This window comes from Haloplanus vescus (genome assembly GCF_900107665.1).
In the GTDB taxonomy this organism is placed as follows: Archaea; Halobacteriota; Halobacteria; order Halobacteriales; family Haloferacaceae; genus Haloplanus; species Haloplanus vescus.
This window is the reverse complement of record NZ_FNQT01000002.1, coordinates 134,647-150,820: the sequence shown is the minus strand read 5'-3', so window position 1 is coordinate 150,820 and position 16,174 is coordinate 134,647. Positions and strand designations below refer to the sequence as shown.

Here is a 16,174-nt window from a genome sequence, read left to right as displayed (position 1 = left end):
CCATGACAGAGTCACCCACCCGACTCGGATTCGTCTGCGTACAGAACGCCGGCCGCTCGCAGATGGCGACTGCCTTCGCCGAACGCGAACGCGAGCGTCGCGGCCTCGACGTCGAAATCCTGACCGGCGGCACCCACCCCGCCGACCACGTCCACGACGTGGTCGTCGACGCGATGCGCGAGATAGGGGTCGACATCTCGGGGCGGACGCCGCGCGAAATCACCGACGACGAACTCCGGTCCTGTGACCACGTCGCCACGATGGGGTGTTCCACCCTCGACCTCGGCGATGTCGATACCGTCGTCCGCGACTGGGCGCTCGACGACCCGGACGGCTCGGACCCGGAGCGCGTCCGCGAGATTCGAGACGAGGTGGAGCGACGCGTCGTCGCCCTCTTCGACGACATCGAATCGGCGTAAGCGTCACTCCCCGCCAGCGCGGAGGTAGTAGAACAGATACGTCTGGGCGTAGCCGGCGTACGCGCCGCCGAGGCGTTCGCGAATCGCTCGCGAGGTGTCGGCGTACGACCCCCGGTCGCAGTCGGGGTAGTGGTCGGCGATAGCCGAGCGAATCCACGTATCGAGCGGCACCGCTTCGAGATAGTCGAGCGAGAACAAGAGGACGCAGTCGGCCACCTTCTCCCCCACGCCCACGAACTGCGTGAGATACGTCCGCGCGTCCTCGTAGTCGCGGCCGCGAGCGTCCTCCGGCGTGGCCTCGCCCCCGGCGACCATCGACGCCGTGCGCTGGACGTAGGGCGCGCGATACCCGAGTTTCAGGTCGCGGAGGGCGCCCTCGCTGGGCGCCGCGAGTTGGCTCGGCGTCGGGAAGGCGTGGTACGTCTCCCCGTCGACGACGAGTTCGTCGCCGTACGTCCGCGCGAGTGCACGTTGCATCCGGTGGATGCGCGAGACGCGCATCTGAGCCGAGCAGATGAAGGAGACGAGACAGGGGAAAGGTGGGTCCCGGACCAGTCGCATGCCGCGGTAGGCGTCGTACGCGCGGTCCAAGAGCGGGTCGTCGGGCGTCGCCGCGAGGATGGCGTCCAAGTCGTCATCCAAGCGCAGGAGGTGGGTCAAGAGCGGAACGGCGTCGGTGGTCGACTCCCACTCCAGTCGGTCGTCGGTCTGGCGCACGCGGACGACGGCGCGGTCGTTGCCCACGCCCTCGATGGGTGGCACGACCGTCTCGTACCACGCGTCGCCGCCGTGGGCGTCGGTCTGGTCGTACATCCCTCCGTCCGCCCGGTCCCAGAGGTAGCTCTGCCCGCTCTCGACGGTCGCCTGCAGGTCGAACGGGCCGATATCGGCGAGGGGGATGGCGCCGCGTTCCATGCCACGGCGTTGGCGGCGCGGGGCTTCCCGGTTTCGCTTTACTCGTCCTCGTAAGCCGTATCGAGGGGCGGGCGTTCGACCCCGCGGTCGGCGCGGTAGTCGGCGGCAACGGCGAGGACGACGACACCGGCGAGTTCCCACAGGAGGAGGGCGGGCACCACCGACGACAGGGGGTCACGCACGAGGACCGCGCCGTCGACGACGGCCAGCGCGGGAGCGAAACGCGTGTATCCGAGCGACGTGGCCGGGTCGCGGGTGAGCGTCGCCGCGAGGACGCTGCCGGCGACGAGCGCACCGAGGAGGCCGACGCCCGCGAGGGCCGCGGGCGGAAGGGAGAGTCGACATCGACTGGACAGCGCCGGGCGGAGAGAGGGGAGGACGGCGACCGACAGGGAGAGCGCCGCGTACCCGATGAAGACGCCCGGAAGCGCGAGATAGAGCGCCGGTCCAACGGCGTCGAGAGCGACGACGGCGCCCGCGAGGGCGCCCGTCACGGCGAGCGCGGGGTCGGGAACGCCCGGCGGCGTCTCGCGGTCGAGCCCCGGAACCGTCTCGGCGAGGCCACGGAGCGTCCGCGTCGGGAGCCACGCCGTCGCCAGCGCGGCCCCGAAGGTGGCGACGAGGGTGCCCGGGCCGAGGAGCGTCGCCGTCTGGACGCCGAGTCCACTCGCGGCCGCGTCGGCGAACGGCGCCGTCGCGAACACCAATCGCGTCCACGGGATGACGCCGAGGGCGACGGTGGCGGCGACGGCGGCGACGAGGCCGGCGACCACCGCGCCGACGAGGAGGGCGCGGGGTGTGGTCCGCCGCGGGTCGCGGACGGCCGGCGAGAGCGCGGCCCCGGCCTCGAAGCCAACGAAGCCGAAGAGGGTCGCGACGGTGGTCGTTCGGATGGCGCCGAGCGGGTTCGTGCGGAGCGTCGGCGTCGGGAACAGTGGGGCGAAGTTGTCGGGGGCGACGGCGGTCAGTCCGACGGCGGCCATCACGAGGAGTGCGAGGAGGAGCGGGCCGGTCACCAAGAGCTGACAGCGCGCCGCGACGGCGGGGCCGAGGGCGTGAACGACGACGACAGCGACGAGGACGGTGAGGGCGGCGACGGTCGGCGAGAGCGGCGACACGCCGGCGAACGACCGCCCGAGCGCCGCGACGAGGGCGGCGAGGATAGCGGCGTACGCGCCCACGGCCGGCCACGCGACGAGGAAGCCGAGGCGTCGCGACCCCCACGTCCGAGAGACGGCGAGATAGAGGAGTCCGTCACGGGTCGCGAGCGGCGAGGAGAGGTAGACGGCGTAGGCCGTCGCGACGGCCGAGAGGGCGAGCGTCCCGACGAGGTAGGCGATAGGTGTGGCCGGGCCGCCGAGGTTCTCGACGCCGCGTGGCAGGGCGAACACGCCCGCTCCCAGCGGTAGACCGAGAGCGACGGCGACGACGTGGCGACGGCCGAGGGGGCGAGCGCGCGACACGGCGTCCGTGGGGGCGGGAGGGAGACATACCTTACGCAGGGGGCGGTACGAACCCGACACACGCCTCCTGTTCGACAGTATTATTCCGTTCGTCCGACTTCGACCGATATGAGCGAAATCGTAGTGACGCTTCCTGACGGCTCTGAACTCACCGTCGAGGAGGGGTCGACGGTCGAGGACGTCGCCTTCGAGATCGGTCCCGGTCTCGGTCGCGACACGGTGGCGGGCGTCGTCGACGGCGACCTCGTGGCCAAGGTCACGCCGCTTCACGACGACGTGGAACTCGTCATCGTCACCGAAGACAGCGACGAGTACCTGCGCGTGTTGCGCCACTCGGCGGCCCACGTCTTCGCACAGGCGCTCCAGCGACTGTACCCCGACGCCAACCTCGCCATCGGCCCGCCGACCGACGACGGCTTCTACTACGACGTGGCGAACGTCGACCTCGACAGCGAGGACCTCGAGGATATCGAGGCCGAGGCCGAGGACATCATCGCGTCCGACCTCGACATCGAACGCGTCGAACGCTCGCGCGACGAGGTGAAAGCGCAGTACGACGACAACCCGTACAAACGGGACATCCTCGAGACGGAGGCGGCGGGCGAAGACCCCGTCTCCCTCTACCAGCAGGGCGACTTCGAGGACCTCTGTCAGGGACCGCACGTCGACTCCACGGGCGAAATCGGCGCCTTCACCCTCCTCAACATCTCGTCGGCGTACTGGCGGGGCGACGAGGACAACGACACGCTGACGCGAGTCTACGGCACGGCCTTCGCCGACGAGTCGGACATGGAGGACTATCTCGAACGCCGCCGCGAGGCCCAAGAGCGCGACCACCGAAAGCTCGGCCGGGAGCTCGACCTGTTCTCCATCGACGAGACGACTGGCCCGGGCCTGCCGCTCTATCACCCCAACGGGAAGCGCGTCCTCGACGAACTCTCGGACTTCGCGCGGCAGATGAACCTCGACGCGGGCTACGACCCCGTCGAGACGCCACACCTCTTCCGGACGGAACTGTGGAAGAAGTCGGGCCACTACGAGAACTACGTCGACGACATGTTCCTCCTCGACGTCAACGACGAGGAGTACGGCCTGAAGCCGATGAACTGCCCGGGCCACGCGACCATCTTCGACCAGTCCTCGTGGAGTTACCGCGACCTTCCCGTCCGTTACTTCGAAGACGGCAAGGTGTACCGCAAGGAACAGCGTGGCGAACTCTCGGGGCTCTCCCGGGTCTGGTCGTTCACCATCGACGACGGCCACGTGTTCGTCCGCCCGGACCAAATCGAGTCGGAGGTGACCCTCGTCATCGACAACATCTTCCGCGTCTTCGAGACGTTCGACCTCGACGCGGAAGTCGCGCTCGCGACTCGGCCGGAGAAATCGGTCGGGAGCGACGAAATCTGGGAGCGCGCCGAATCGCAGCTGCGTTCGGTCCTCGACTCCCAGAGCATCGACTACGACGTTGAGTCGGGTGACGGCGCCTTCTACGGCCCGAAAATCGACTTCGCGTTCGAGGACGCCCTCGGGCGAAAGTGGGACGGCCCGACCGTCCAACTCGACTTCAACATGCCCGAGCGGTTCGACCTCACCTACACCGGCGAGGACAACGAGGACCACCGCCCAGTCATGCTCCACCGCGCGCTCTACGGAAGCTACGAGCGATTCCTGATGGTGCTCATCGAGCACTTCAACGGGAAGTTCCCGCTCTGGCTGGCACCCGAACAGGTGCGCATCCTCCCCGTCAGCGACGACAACTTGGGCTACGCCCACCGCCTCAAGAACGAACTCGACGGCTTCCGCGTCGAAGTCGAAGACCGCTCGTGGACCGTCGGGCGAAAGATTCAGCAGGCACACAGCGACCGCGTGCCGTACATGCTCATCGTCGGCGACGACGAGGAGGAGAGCGGCACCGTCTCGGTGCGTGACCGGAAAGAACGCGAGCAGAAAGACGTCGACATGGAGTCGTTCGTCGCCCACGTCCAGGCGGAACGCGACGAGAAGCGAATCGAACCGGACTTCCTGGACTAGTCGAGCATCGCGCGATTTTCGTCGTCGATGAGGTTGTAGAGGCGTTGCGTCGAGAGTGAGAACTGTCGCGGCGCGTCGTGGACGGCAGAGTCGGGAGCAGCTGGCGGGTCGGCGCGCCAGCGGCCGTCGGTGAGCGTCGGTTCGGTAGCGGTGCGGTCGGTCTGGGTGTGTGTCGGGTGAGGCGTACTCATGCGCGAGATGGCGGCGAAATCGGTTGAACGTCGATACCTGTCAGTGGAGAAGGATTAGTCGCGTACAGGTACGACGTGAGAGCGCATTACCAGATACGAACGGCCCATCTATCATAAACGTTCCTGTTCTACTCGGGGTCGGCAGGGCGTTCGACGCCAGAGAACTCGAAGCGGGCGCCGCCGTCGGCGGCGTTGGTCACGTCGATGGTCCAGCCGTGCGCGTCGGCGACGGCGCGGACGATAGTCAACCCGAGGCCGGAGCCACCGCCGGTGGTGTGGCCGCGTTCGAAGATGGCTTCGCGTTCCTCCGGGTCGATGCCGGGACCGGTGTCGGCGACGTAGAAGCCGTTGGTAAGGACGCCGACGTGGACGGTAAGGGTGTCGGGCGTGGCGCAGTGTTCGATACTATTACGAATGAGATTCTCCAGCAACTGCAGGAATCGCCCGGGGTCAGCCTCGACGAGGCCGTCGTCGTCGACGGTCAGGGTCGCGCCGTCAGTCGCCACGTTCGCCCACGCGTCCTCAACCACGTCGCTCAACCGTACCTCCTCGACGGATTCGATGACCGACCCCTGTTTGGCGAGGTCGAGCAACCCGGTGACCAGCTGCTCCATCCGGTCGAGGGCGTCCGCCACCTCGTCGAGATGCGTCGGGTCGTCCGTCTCTTGGGCGACCTGTAACTTCCCTTTCGCGACGTTCAGCGGATTGCGGATGTCGTGGGAAACGATGCTCGCGAACTCCGCGAGGCGGTCGTTCTGGCGCTCCAAGTCCTCCCGGGCCATCCGCTCTTCGAGTTCGTAGCTCACCCACCGCGTCAGCAGTTCGACGAACGTCCGCTCGGAGTCGGTGAACGTCATGCCGCGCGGGTCGTCGTCCGCGAAACAGAGCGTGCCGTAGAGGTGGTCGTCGGCGACGATTTTGCCGCCGAGATAACAGCCGAGGCCGAAGGTGTTGTACGCGGGGTCGGACTCCCACCCCGCGGCGATGGCGTCGTGAATGCCGAGGAGGCCGTCGCTCTGTATCGCCTTGCGGCAGTAGGCTTCCGAGAGCGGGCACTCTTCGCCCGGTTGCAGCAGTGGGTGCGTGCCCCGCGAGGCGACGATTCGCTGCGTGTCGCCGTTGATTCGCGTGAGGAAGCCGTAATCGACGCCGAGGCGCTCACAGCCGAGTTCGAGAATCCGCTCCAAGCGCGCCTCGAAGGAGAGGTCGCGGTTCGAAAGCGTATCGTAGAGCGCCGCGAGCGCCGCTTCGGTGTCCCGGAGTTCGGCGGCGAAGTCCTCGCGCGCGGACACGTCGAGGCCGACGACGCTGACGACTTGGTCGAGACGAGTCAGCGTCCACTCGTGTGGCGGTCGCTCGTCGGCCGCGGCCGGCATCTGTGCCGTGACCTGTCCCTCCTCGACCGCGCCGTCCACCGCGGCGAGTAGATGGTCGCGCTCCACGGCCGGAACGAGGTCGGTCACGTCGTGGGGCGGGTCGCCCAGCACCTCGCGACACCGGGCGTTCGCTCGAACGGGGTCACCGTCTGGCGTGACGACACAGCCGATGCCCGGCACGCCGTCGAGGAGGTCACTCGCCGGAACGGCCGTCGACGCCGCGATGCGGTCGGCGAGTGAGTCGGCGTCGGCGGCGTCGGCGCCGGGGGCGAGGACCTGTGGTACGTCGGGGGCGGTCGTGCGGAGCGCCCGAAGCAGGTCGACGCCGGACTGGTCGACGGGGTCGAACGCGACGACGACGCAGTCGGCGTCCGACGACTGGTCGACCGCCTCGTCGACGGCCGTCGCGACGACGACCGACGTAGTCGGGTTGGCGTCACCGAGTGCGGTCGCGAGGCGTGTCGCCGTCTCGGGCGACGGGTGAGCGAGCAGTACGCGAGTCACGTCGTCTCGGGGTTCGGGCGCAGAATTATAAATAATCGGGGTGGGTCGCTTTCAGAGTTAGGATATCGCCGACACCGCGATGAGGAGGCGGTCGTCGTCGAGGGTCGTCACCAGTTTCGACTCGGTGAAGGTGCTCCCGTCGGCGCGCAGACCCGTGCTCTGTCCGGTCCACTTGCCGCCCGTCCGCACCACGGGCAACACGTGCGTGCGGATGTGCGCCACCTCGTCGTCGGGGTGGAGGGCAGACCAGTGTTTGCCCTCTACCTCCTCGGCGTCGTAATCGTAGAGGCTGGCGTAGCCGGCGTCGACGTGGTCGAACCGGTCGTCCGGGCCGACGATACCCACGGCGTCGAGTTCTAGCGACCCGTCCGCGTCGAAGCAGCCTTCCGACCCGACGGCGTGTTCTACACGTCGCACGAGGGTCGTGTACTGGTCGGTCCCGTATCCCTTCTGGAGGTAGTCTGTCACGCCCGCGCGGACGATTTCGGCAGCTACGTCGTCCGTCTCCTCGCCCGAAAAGAGCAGGAAGGGGAGTTCGGGGTGTGTCTCACGGACGGCACGCAGGAGTTCGATGCCGTTGGTGCCGGGCATGCGGTAGTCGCTGACGACACAGTCGATGTCGTCGCCGTCGCTCCGAATCACGTCAAGGGCGTCGTCCGGCGAAGTGACCGACCGAACCGTACAGTCGAATTCGGTCGCCCGTTCGAGATATATCTGTACCAACTCACCGAAAGAGCCGTCGTCGTCGACGTGCAGTATCGACAGCGGAGCGTCGGAAGCCACGACCACAATTGTGCATACAGTTACAAGAACGTACCGAGTTCGGGTGTGTCAGCGGCTCGTGCTGTCGGTGTGGCCGAGTCGAGCAGGTCGGCGTTCGAGATGCCGACTGTCCGTATCGACGTAGCCGACAGGATTACTCGTTGCCGGGCAGGTCGGGCGTGGAGTAGCGACCGGACGCGCGGTCGTACACCGTGAACAGGTAGGCGCTCGTGGCGCCGAGGGCGCCGACGCCACCCCAGAACAGGAGCGGCGGGCCGCCGTGGTCGGTCGTCGGAACGTACGGCCACTCGAGGCTGCCCTCCTCGACGATGGTCTCCGAGGACGGCATAGTGCCTTGCGGCGAGTCCGATTCGGGGAACTCGTTCTCCGCGGCAGGCCCGCCGGGAGAGCCACAGACGATGCGGCCGACCATGCCGAGCGTCCGGTGGGGAATGCAGTAGTAGTCGTACGTGCCCGTCTCCTCGAACGTGTAGGAGAAGGTCGCCCCCGACTCCTCGAAGACGCCGCTATTCCACGATTCCGCTCCGGACGGGATGCGACGGTCACCGTCGTAGCGGGGGTTGTCCGACGTGTAGGACGTGGCCGAGTGCTGGCCGCTCTCGTTGACCCACTCGACGGTGTCGCCGGGTTCGACGTGCAGGCCGATAGGGTCGAAGTAGTAAGAGCCACCCTCGGTCAGCATCGAAATCGTATGCGTCGTCCCGCCGCCGCTCTGGGCCGTGGCGGGCGTGGCGGCGAGGGCACCCACAGTCACGCCGCCGACAGTCCGCAGAAAGCCCCGACGACTGCGTGCGCCGGTCGACCGCTTCGTGCCGTTCTGAACCATGTACCCGTATCTCCGTGTAGTACCTTTGAATCCATTTCGGAATCGACATCAGCGCAGTCCTATCGCTCGGCGAGCGTCGCGCGAAACTCGTCGGCGTCGACGCGGTACTTGAACGCGGGGCGGTCGGCGACGAGGACGTACGGTACGCGCTCGCCGTACTCGTCTTGGAGGTCGGGGTCGGTGTCGACGTCGACCGTCTCTATCGACACCGGGCGCGCCACCGAGTCGGCGACGCGCTCGATGGTCTCGATGGCCTCGTGACAGAGGTGACACTCCTCGCGCGTGTAGACGGTGACGGTCACGGGCGTCGCGTCGGCAGTCGATTCCGGGGACGACTCGTCGGAAGACACAGGCCGAGGTAGCTGTCGCTGATTCCTAATACTGTCGCTGTCCGTCGGTAAATCCTGTCGACCCGAATCGCAACGGTGTTGAGAGGTGGCGAGAATAGACGGGTATGGCGTCGTTTTTCGACCGCTTCGTCCATCCGCGTCTCGCCCGCGTGGCGACGGCCGGCGCGGCCCTGTGGGCTGGCTCCTTCCTCGTGGCCGCAGTCGGGTTGGGCCTCCGCGGGACCGCGCCGACGACGAGTGGAACCCTCTTTTTCCTCTCGGGACTCACCGGCCTCGGCGGGATGGTCGTCCTCGGCCTCTGTGGGCTCTGGTTGCTCGGCGTGCGAGCGAAACAGATGCTCGGCTAGCCCGACGACTCGACGAACACCGTCGCAACGCCGACGATAGCGCCGGCGATGGCGACGACGGGGGAGAGTGAGCCGAACGCGCCGCCGATACCGCCAGCCAGCGCGAGCAGACCCACGAGTTTCGTCAGTCGGTCGACCGCGAAATACACTCGGGGGGAGAGCTGCATCTGGGTCTCAGTCCTCCAAGCGCGACTGCCGTCGCTTGAGCGCGACGTAGACGATGAGTCCCTGCAACGGCGGGACGAGAATCGTCATCGCGAGCAGGTAGGGGTAGATGGCGCCTCCGCTCACCCCCAGCGTCTCGGCGATGAACGTGTTCATGCCGGCGATGGAGAGGACGATAATCATCGAGATGGCAGCGACGCCGACGGCGGTGGGCATCGGCCGGTCGAGCGGGTTCGCGGTGAAGTGAACCGGCTCGTCGTGGCGGTCGATGAACGCCCACATCGCCATCACGCCGGTGACGATGCCGGGGAAGAGCACGCCGCCGATGAATCGCCCGTAGCCGGCGAAGATATTCGGCGTCATGTTCAGCGCGCCGAACACCCACATGAAGAACCAGTCGGGGCGGACGCCCGACGGTTGGGTGAGCGGCGACGCGGGGCCGATGATGGCGACCCGTTGCACCGGGAAGAGTGCCGCGAGGAACGACACGATGGAGGCGGTGAAGAGGAAGATGACGACGGACATCGCCGCCTGATTCGGCCACATCGGCACGCCGACGACGACGCTCTCGTCGTCGGGGTCGGGGCCGACGGGCGAGTCCGCGTCACGCGAACTCTCCGCGTGCTCCGTGTGCTTCTGGCGGAGCAGGATGAACATGTGCAGGCCGATGAGGCCCGCCATGATCGCCGGGAGCAGGAAGACGTGATAGAAGAAGAATCTCGGCAGGATGTACGTCGCGTCCGCGGGGAAGTTCCCGCCGAAGATGAGGTTCTTCAGCGTCGTCCCGACGACCGGAATCGAAGACGTCATCTGGAATCCGATGGTCGTTGCCGTCTCACTGAAGTCGTCGTAGGGGAGCGCGTAGCCGAAGTACCCCTCGCCGAGCGCCAGCAAGAGGAGGACGCTTCCGACGACCCAGTTCGGCTCGCGCGGGTTGCGGTACGAGCCGGTGAAGAAGACGCGGAACATGTGCAGGCCGATGGCGGCGAGGAAGAGGTACGCCGCCCAGTGGTGGGCCATCCGAATGAACATCCCGAAGCGAACGTCGTAGGAAATGCGCAGGACGCTCGCGAACGCGCCGGGGACCGACTCGCCGGCGTACTGGGCAACCTGCCCCTGATAGACGACTTCGGAGGCGTGGGGCGTGTACATCAGTCCGAGGAACGTCCCCGTGGCCGCGAGGATGACGAAGGAGAACAGCGCCACCTCGCCGAGCAGGAACGAGCCGTATCGGTCGTCGGGGAACGCCTTCCCGAACGAGTCGTCGTCGAGGTCGAGTCGGTCGTCAAGCCAGCGATAGAGCCGACTGTGCTCGTATCGCTCGACGCCGCCGTCGGGGCGCGTCTCGACGTCCGTCGTGTCGTCAGAGAGTTCGTCGGTCATGTTAGTGCGAGGCTCCGATTGGGCCCTCGAAGGGACCGGTCGCGAGCAGGAGATTGCCCTCGTCACTGACGCCGATGGGAAGCTGCGGGAGCGGGTCGGGGGCGGGACCACCGACTACCTCGGCGCCGCGCAGCGGGTCGTACGAGGTGCCGTGACACGGGCAGAAGAGGTCGTCTCCGTCGCGGCCCGACACCAGACACTCCTCGTGGGTGCAGACCATGGAGTAGGCGACGTAGCCGTCGGCCGTCCAATCGAGTTCGGTCGGCTCCTCGAAGTCGTCGGGGCCGAAGCGTGCGAGTAGCGTCGTCGCCTTCTTGTTTTCGAGAGCGCCACCGCCCTCTTTCTCCGGGAGAGCGGTGATGGTGTCGCCGCTGCCCTGTTCTATCTGGTCGGCGGAGATGCGCTCACCGTCTTGGTCGACGAGGTGCGTGCCCTCGACGTAGATGTTCTCGTAGGTGAGGTCGGCCTCACCGCTCGCGAGGCCGGCGTCGGCCAGTCCGGTGATGAAGTTGACGGAGAAGGCCCCGATGGCGGCGGCTCCGCCCATCACGCCGAGGACCTTGGCGACGTTACGGCGCGTCGTCACCGATATCTCGTGGTCAGTTTCGTCGAGCGATACCGCGTCGTCTGGAATGTCGTCGTCAGTCATTGGTTAGTGCTCTCGTTGTTCTGCGACCGTGATACTCGGCATGAACCACGTCATGTAGACAGCCATCCAGACGCCCATCGTGAGCAGCATCAATCCCATGTAGACGCCGATGAACTGCGTGCGGGCGTAGTTGAGACCCTCCCACGCGAGCAGGCCGGCGAAGGAGACGACGGCCCACGTGAGAAGGGCGAGCGTTACCAACCCTGCCGAGGGCGTGCGGGCCGGCCAGTAGGCGAGCACCGACCGGTGCTCGGAGGTCAGCCACGACGGCAGGACGGTGCCGTCAAGCCTGAGGGCGTCGGTCGCCCGCCCGACCCGCTCGGTGAATCGCCTCGTGTAGACGATCATCGCCACGAGGACGAACAGGGCGAGCCACGTCACCACACCGGAGACGTTGGTGTTGACTTCGTTCGGCGTCGGAAGGAACGTCTCGGTGGGCACGATTTCCGTGTCGCTGTCGCTCTGCAACTGAACGCCGGGCGTCGGCTCGCCACTCGCTATCGCGAAATACCACATCGGGGTGAGGACGAGGCCGATGAGGACGACGATCAGGACCGCTTCGCGTTCGATTCGCACGCACTGATCACCTCGGAACCCATTCGGGGAGAGTAGACGGATAGCTCATCTGTGTGTGTATGTTGGCGTCAGAAACCCATGCAAAAGCAAGTTTCTATTCGCGCGGAATTGGCAAGCGTGACCACGACACACGCAAATACTCCGTCGAACGCGTCCGCGAACCGGCACGAACCGACCCCTCCCCAGCACTCAAATGCGACCGTCACCGTGATGGGCCAATGCGAGCCTACGAAGTTCAGGAGACCGACAGTGACTACGAGGGCGTCGTCGAAGTCGAGCGTGACCGGCCGACGCCGGCCGACGACGAGGCGCTGATTCGGCTTCGAGCCGCGTCGCTCAACTACCGCGACCTCGCCATCGCGAACGCTGACCTGGCCTACCCCGGCATGTCGCTCCCCGTCGTCCCGCTCTCGGACGGTGCCGGCGAAGTCGTCGAGGTCGGTGCGGACGTAGACCGCCTCGCTGCGGGCGACCGCGTCGCGACCCCCTTCGCCCCCGACTGGATCGACGGCCCCGCGACGACCGAGAAAATCCAGCGCACGACCGGCGGCAACGTCGACGGTGCGCTCGCGGAGTACGCCACCTTCCCCGCCGAGAGTCTGCCCGTCCTCCCCGACTACCTCTCCTACGAGGCCGGGGCGACGCTGTCGTGTGCGGGCCTCACGGCGTGGCGCGCCCTCGCGGAAGACGGCGACCTCGGGGCCGGCGAGACGGTGCTCGCACTCGGCACCGGCGGCGTCTCCACCTTCGCGCTCCAGTTCGCCACCCTCCACGGCGCGGAGACTATCGTGACCTCCTCCAGCGACGAGAAACTCGATCGGGCGCGCGAGCTCGGCGCCGCACAGACACTCAACTACGAGGAGACACCCGACTGGGGCGACGCAGTCTTGGAGCGAACGGGCGGCGTCGACCACGTCGTCGAAGTCGGCGGTCCGGGGACGCTCGAACGCTCGCTGACGGCGGCGGGCTTCGGCGGCCACGTCCACCTCATCGGCGTCCTCGCCGGGCAGGCGGGACAGGTCGACCCCAGCGCGATTCTCCACAAGGGCCTCGACGTGGAGGGCGTCATCGGCGTCGGCAGTCGCGCGATGTTCGACCGGATGCTCGACGCGATGGCCGTCGCAGAGCTGGAACCGGTCATCGACCGCGTCTTCGACTTCGAGGACGCCCGCGAGGCCTACCGCTACGTCGACGCCGGCGAGCACCAAGGAAAAGTCGTCGTCAGCATCGACTGACGCTTACGCCGCCCGCCAGTCGGGGGTCTGCACCGTCGTCTGGCCGAAGTTCGAGTGCTGGTAGTGGTAGCGGACCCGCGCCCGGGAGAACGTCACCGTCGTCTCGAGTTCGATGAGTCGGCCGCTCGGTCCGACGACGAGGTGGCCGTCGGCGGCCGTGGCCGACCCGTAAGCGTTCGAGAGCGTGTTCCGATGGACGCCGGTCACCTCGTAGCGACGGGCCGTGACGCCGCTTCGACGAACCGTCCCGTTCTCTTCGAGTTCGTAGAGCAGGAGATGCGAGACGAGGACGCCTCGGTCGACCGACTGCGCGACGAGGTGGAACTGCGTCTCAGACTCGGAGACGACCGTCTCGTTGGCGACATCCCACCGCGAGAGCCGACCGTCGGCGAAAAACACCTGTCGATGGGCGTCGGCGCCCTCGATGTCGGCGTAGAGCCGCCGGTTCTGCGTGTCGAGTGCCATCTCCAGCGTGGTGTCGTGGCCCGTGTCGTTCGCCGATTCGAGGACCCGCGACTGGTACTCAACGGTCGTCGACGGACCCGCGAGCACCGCCCGATAATGCGAGTCGCGGGCCGCCTGCGCGTCCTCGACGCCCGACGCCGACCACCCGTCGGGGTACGACTCGGCCGACTGCGTGGCGGTCGGTGTCGAGGCGGGTGTCGACGCCGGCGTCGCGGTGGGTGCCGCCGTGGCCGTCTCGCCACCGTTCCCGCCGGGGCCGGAACAGCCCGCCAAGACGACGAGTAGCAACACGAGTCCAGTCGTCAGGTGTCCGCGGTCCATGTATGTCGCTAACGAGGGTATCCCATATCAGCGTCGTGGGTTTTGGGTCGAAGGAGTCGTCGCTCCGCTCGTCACCGTCGTTCCTCGCAGAAGCGGGCCGGGAGGGAGTTGAACCACGCGAACGCCTCGTTACCACTCGGCGTTCTCTCGTTCAACGCCCACCACGGGTCGTTCGAAACCGCTCGCTGTCGCTCGCGGATTTCTTACGGGCCGGGAGGGAGTTGAACCCCCGACCGACGGATTAAGAGTCCGTCGCTCTACCTGACTGAGCTACCGGCCCTCGCCTTTCGCTACCGGAGGGCTACTAAAAGGCGTTTCCCTTCGGGGCGGAGGGGTCGAAGGGACGCCGTTAAGTGTGACGGCAGGAATATTCAGGACATATGAGTAAGGCGGCTACGGTCTCGACAATGTCGTCGTACGCGATTCTCGGGTGCGGGAGCGTCGGGCACGCTGTCGCCGAGGAGCTCGCGGACGAGGGCAAGAACGTGCTCATCCTCGACCGAGACGAGAGCCGGGTCGAGGCGCTGCGCGATCAGGACCTCAACGCGCGCCAGACCGACATCCGCGACGACGAGGTGGCGGACCTGGTCGCCGACCGCGAGGTGCTTCTCATCCTCGCGTCCGACGTGGAGGCGAACAAGGCGGCGGTATCGACGATTCGAGAGCGTGGCGGCGACCAGTTCATCATCGTACGTGCGTCCGACCCCGTCTCGGAGGACGAACTCACCGAAGCGGGCGCGGACGTCGTCATCAACCCGTCGCAGGTCATCGCGGAGTCGGCGCTTCGAGCCCTGGAGACGGGCGAACTCGAATACAAGGCCCAGCAACTCGCCGACCTACTCCGCACCGGCGGCGAGGGCGGACTCGCCATCCTCACACACGACAACCCGGACCCCGACTCCATCGCCAGCGCGGTGGCGCTACAGGCCATCGCCGAGGCCCACGACGTCGACGCGGACATCCTCTATCACGGCGATATCGGCCATCAGGAGAACCGCGCGTTCGTGAACCTTCTCGGCATCGAACTCCTACCGCTGACGGAGGTGGCGTCGCTCGACGACTACGGACTCGTCGCCCTCGTCGACCACATGAAGTCGGGGGACATCGGCCTCGAAACCGGCGTCGACGTCTTCATCGACCACTACGAACCGGAGTCGGACTACGACGCCGACTTCATGGACGTCCGCCCCAACGTCTCCTCGACGTCGACGATTCTCACGAAGTACATCCAGGAGTTCAACCTCTCGCCGGACGAAGCCGTCGCGACGGCGCTCCTGTACGGCATTCGCGCCGAGACACTGGATTTCAAGCGCGACACGACGCCCGCGGACCTGACGGCCGCGGCGTATCTCTACCCCTTCGCCAACCACGACACGCTGGAGCAGGTGGAGTCGCCGTCGATGTCGCCGGAGACGCTCGACGTCCTCGCCGAGGCCATCCAGAACCGGCAGGTGCAGGGGAGTCACCTCGTCTCGAACGCGGGCTTCATCCGTGACCGGGACGCCCTCGCCCAGGCCGCCCAACACCTCCTCAACCTAGAGGGCATCACGACCACCGCCGTGTTCGGCATCGCCGACGACACCATCTACCTCGCGGCGCGTTCGAAGGACATCCGCATCAATATCGGGAACGTCCTCGAAGACGCCTACGGCGGTATCGGGGAGACGGGTGGGCACTCGACGCAGGGGAGCGTCGAGATTCCGCTCGGTCTCTTCACGGGCATCGAGGCGAGCGAGGACAACCGCGATACGCTCCTCTCGCTGGCCGAGGAAGCGGTGCGGAAGAAACTGTTCGACGCGATGGGTGTCGAGAGCGCGTCAGAGTCCGGAAACGGCAGTTAAGCGATGACTTCCTCGTCCTCGCCGTCGTCTTCGAGTCGTTCGACCACGTCGTTGATGAGAATCACGTCGCCGACGGCACGAACCCACCGGTACGGAATCATCACGCCCTTGCCGGACTCGATGCGCCCGGCGAACAGTTCCTGACTCAGTTCGCCGAGCGCGAGCCCGGTGACCGTCTGCTGACTCAGGTCGAGACGAACGTCCTCGACTTCGCCGACGAAGACCCCGTTGTTCGAATACACCTCGCGCCCGACGAGCGTCGTAATCTCCTGTGGCGTACCGTCCATACGAACCACCTGTTCGCCGCGGGTCTTAATAGTTCGCGGAAGGGGGC

At 66.9% G+C, this 16,174-nt stretch carries 18 protein-coding genes and 1 tRNA gene; 5 read left to right on the top strand and 14 right to left on the bottom strand.

Annotated elements, in window-relative coordinates; all coding sequences use genetic code 11:
- Positions 1–2 precede the first annotated feature (2 nt).
- Positions 3–419: an arsenate-mycothiol transferase ArsC gene (locus BLU18_RS08420; RefSeq protein ID WP_092633959.1), complete on the top strand. Its 417-nt coding sequence runs from the start codon at positions 3–5 to the stop codon at positions 417–419.
- Positions 420–422: 3 nt separating this feature from the next.
- Here BLU18_RS08420 and BLU18_RS08415 read toward each other — a convergent pair whose 3' ends face one another.
- A complete protein-coding gene (locus BLU18_RS08415) occupies positions 423–1,334 on the bottom strand; it encodes a DNA-3-methyladenine glycosylase family protein (protein ID WP_092633956.1) in 912 nt (303 codons plus the stop codon).
- A 38-nt stretch (positions 1,335–1,372) separates the two neighbouring features.
- Positions 1,373–2,797, bottom strand: a complete 1,425-nt coding sequence (locus BLU18_RS08410; RefSeq protein WP_176791213.1) for an APC family permease — start codon at positions 2,795–2,797, stop codon at positions 1,373–1,375.
- A gap of 108 nt (positions 2,798–2,905) precedes the next feature.
- Between BLU18_RS08410 and thrS the strand changes: the two genes are divergently transcribed.
- A complete protein-coding gene (gene thrS, locus BLU18_RS08405) occupies positions 2,906–4,828 on the top strand; it encodes a threonine--tRNA ligase (protein WP_092633951.1) in 1,923 nt (640 codons plus the stop codon).
- On the opposite strand, the gene BLU18_RS08400 is transcribed toward thrS, so the two are convergent.
- The 5 genes from BLU18_RS08400 to BLU18_RS08380 form a co-directional block, all read right to left on the bottom strand.
- A complete protein-coding gene (locus BLU18_RS08400; RefSeq protein WP_092633949.1) occupies positions 4,825–5,019 on the bottom strand; it encodes a hypothetical protein in 195 nt (64 codons plus the stop codon). The genes thrS and BLU18_RS08400 overlap by 4 nt on opposite strands.
- A 128-nt stretch (positions 5,020–5,147) precedes the next feature.
- Complete coding sequence (locus BLU18_RS08395; RefSeq protein ID WP_092633947.1) at positions 5,148–6,899, bottom strand: sensor histidine kinase; 1,752 nt, start codon at positions 6,897–6,899, stop codon at positions 5,148–5,150.
- Positions 6,900–6,956: 57 nt separating this feature from the next.
- Positions 6,957–7,682 (bottom strand): response regulator, encoded by a 726-nt coding sequence (locus BLU18_RS08390; protein ID WP_092633944.1) that lies wholly within the window; start codon positions 7,680–7,682, stop codon positions 6,957–6,959.
- 133 nt (positions 7,683–7,815) lie between these two features.
- Positions 7,816–8,508 (bottom strand): plastocyanin/azurin family copper-binding protein, encoded by a 693-nt coding sequence (locus BLU18_RS08385; protein ID WP_092633942.1) that lies wholly within the window; start codon positions 8,506–8,508, stop codon positions 7,816–7,818.
- 59 nt (positions 8,509–8,567) lie between these two features.
- On the bottom strand, positions 8,568–8,858 hold the full coding sequence (locus tag BLU18_RS08380) for a glutaredoxin family protein (RefSeq protein ID WP_092633940.1): 291 nt from the start codon (positions 8,856–8,858) through the stop codon (positions 8,568–8,570).
- Positions 8,859–8,962: 104 nt separating this feature from the next.
- Between BLU18_RS08380 and BLU18_RS08375 the strand changes: the two genes are divergently transcribed.
- Positions 8,963–9,205, top strand: a complete 243-nt coding sequence (locus tag BLU18_RS08375; protein ID WP_092633938.1) for a hypothetical protein — start codon at positions 8,963–8,965, stop codon at positions 9,203–9,205.
- On the opposite strand, the gene BLU18_RS14855 is transcribed toward BLU18_RS08375, so the two are convergent.
- Genes BLU18_RS14855 through BLU18_RS08360 form a run of 4 tightly spaced genes read right to left on the bottom strand, consistent with a single transcriptional unit; the run spans position 9,202 to position 11,978 of the window.
- Positions 9,202–9,372, bottom strand: coding sequence for a DUF8120 family protein (locus BLU18_RS14855; protein ID WP_176791212.1), 171 nt, complete (start codon positions 9,370–9,372; stop codon positions 9,202–9,204). The genes BLU18_RS08375 and BLU18_RS14855 overlap by 4 nt on opposite strands.
- A gap of 7 nt (positions 9,373–9,379) precedes the next feature.
- Positions 9,380–10,753: a cytochrome b gene (locus BLU18_RS08370; protein ID WP_092633935.1), complete on the bottom strand. Its 1,374-nt coding sequence runs from the start codon at positions 10,751–10,753 to the stop codon at positions 9,380–9,382.
- A 1-nt stretch (position 10,754) separates the two neighbouring features.
- Positions 10,755–11,402, bottom strand: coding sequence for a QcrA and Rieske domain-containing protein (locus tag BLU18_RS08365; RefSeq protein WP_092633933.1), 648 nt, complete (start codon positions 11,400–11,402; stop codon positions 10,755–10,757).
- Positions 11,403–11,405: 3 nt separating this feature from the next.
- Positions 11,406–11,978, bottom strand: a complete 573-nt coding sequence (locus tag BLU18_RS08360) for a hypothetical protein (protein ID WP_092633931.1) — start codon at positions 11,976–11,978, stop codon at positions 11,406–11,408.
- A 218-nt stretch (positions 11,979–12,196) separates the two neighbouring features.
- Between BLU18_RS08360 and BLU18_RS08355 the strand changes: the two genes are divergently transcribed.
- On the top strand, positions 12,197–13,213 hold the full coding sequence (locus tag BLU18_RS08355; protein ID WP_092633929.1) for a zinc-dependent alcohol dehydrogenase family protein: 1,017 nt from the start codon (positions 12,197–12,199) through the stop codon (positions 13,211–13,213).
- Between the two features lie 3 nt (positions 13,214–13,216).
- Here the strand turns inward: BLU18_RS08355 and BLU18_RS08350 are convergent, their stop codons facing one another.
- Together BLU18_RS08350 and BLU18_RS08345 are read right to left on the bottom strand one after the other, a co-directional pair.
- Positions 13,217–13,999, bottom strand: a complete 783-nt coding sequence (locus BLU18_RS08350) for a DUF7537 family lipoprotein (RefSeq protein ID WP_092633927.1) — start codon at positions 13,997–13,999, stop codon at positions 13,217–13,219.
- Positions 14,000–14,205: 206 nt separating this feature from the next.
- A tRNA-Lys gene (locus tag BLU18_RS08345) sits at positions 14,206–14,279 on the bottom strand.
- Positions 14,280–14,379: 100 nt separating this feature from the next.
- On the opposite strand from BLU18_RS08345, the gene BLU18_RS08340 reads away from it, so the two are divergent.
- A complete protein-coding gene (locus BLU18_RS08340) occupies positions 14,380–15,840 on the top strand; it encodes a DHH family phosphoesterase (RefSeq protein WP_092633925.1) in 1,461 nt (486 codons plus the stop codon).
- Here the strand turns inward: BLU18_RS08340 and BLU18_RS08335 are convergent.
- Positions 15,837–16,127: a PRC-barrel domain-containing protein gene (locus BLU18_RS08335; RefSeq protein WP_092633923.1), complete on the bottom strand. Its 291-nt coding sequence runs from the start codon at positions 16,125–16,127 to the stop codon at positions 15,837–15,839. The two genes, BLU18_RS08340 and BLU18_RS08335, sit on opposite strands and share 4 nt — an antisense overlap.
- Positions 16,128–16,174 lie beyond the last annotated feature (47 nt).

Bases quoted from the DNA above. Each gene is read 5' to 3' on its own strand.
- BLU18_RS08420 (WP_092633959.1), top strand. From the start codon at position 3: ATGACAGAGTCACCCACCCGACTCGGATTCGTCTGCGTACAGAACGCC.
- BLU18_RS08415 (WP_092633956.1), bottom strand. From the start codon at position 1,334: ATGGAACGCGGCGCCATCCCCCTCGCCGATATCGGCCCGTTCGACCTG.
- thrS (WP_092633951.1), top strand. From the start codon at position 2,906: ATGAGCGAAATCGTAGTGACGCTTCCTGACGGCTCTGAACTCACCGTC.
- BLU18_RS08400 (WP_092633949.1), bottom strand. From the start codon at position 5,019: ATGAGTACGCCTCACCCGACACACACCCAGACCGACCGCACCGCTACC.
- BLU18_RS08385 (WP_092633942.1), bottom strand. From the start codon at position 8,508: ATGGTTCAGAACGGCACGAAGCGGTCGACCGGCGCACGCAGTCGTCGG.
- BLU18_RS08375 (WP_092633938.1), top strand. From the start codon at position 8,963: ATGGCGTCGTTTTTCGACCGCTTCGTCCATCCGCGTCTCGCCCGCGTG.
- BLU18_RS14855 (WP_176791212.1), bottom strand. From the start codon at position 9,372: ATGCAGCTCTCCCCCCGAGTGTATTTCGCGGTCGACCGACTGACGAAA.
- BLU18_RS08370 (WP_092633935.1), bottom strand. From the start codon at position 10,753: ATGACCGACGAACTCTCTGACGACACGACGGACGTCGAGACGCGCCCC.
- BLU18_RS08365 (WP_092633933.1), bottom strand. From the start codon at position 11,402: ATGACTGACGACGACATTCCAGACGACGCGGTATCGCTCGACGAAACT.
- BLU18_RS08355 (WP_092633929.1), top strand. From the start codon at position 12,197: ATGCGAGCCTACGAAGTTCAGGAGACCGACAGTGACTACGAGGGCGTC.
- BLU18_RS08350 (WP_092633927.1), bottom strand. From the start codon at position 13,999: ATGGACCGCGGACACCTGACGACTGGACTCGTGTTGCTACTCGTCGTC.
- BLU18_RS08340 (WP_092633925.1), top strand. From the start codon at position 14,380: ATGAGTAAGGCGGCTACGGTCTCGACAATGTCGTCGTACGCGATTCTC.
- BLU18_RS08335 (WP_092633923.1), bottom strand. From the start codon at position 16,127: ATGGACGGTACGCCACAGGAGATTACGACGCTCGTCGGGCGCGAGGTG.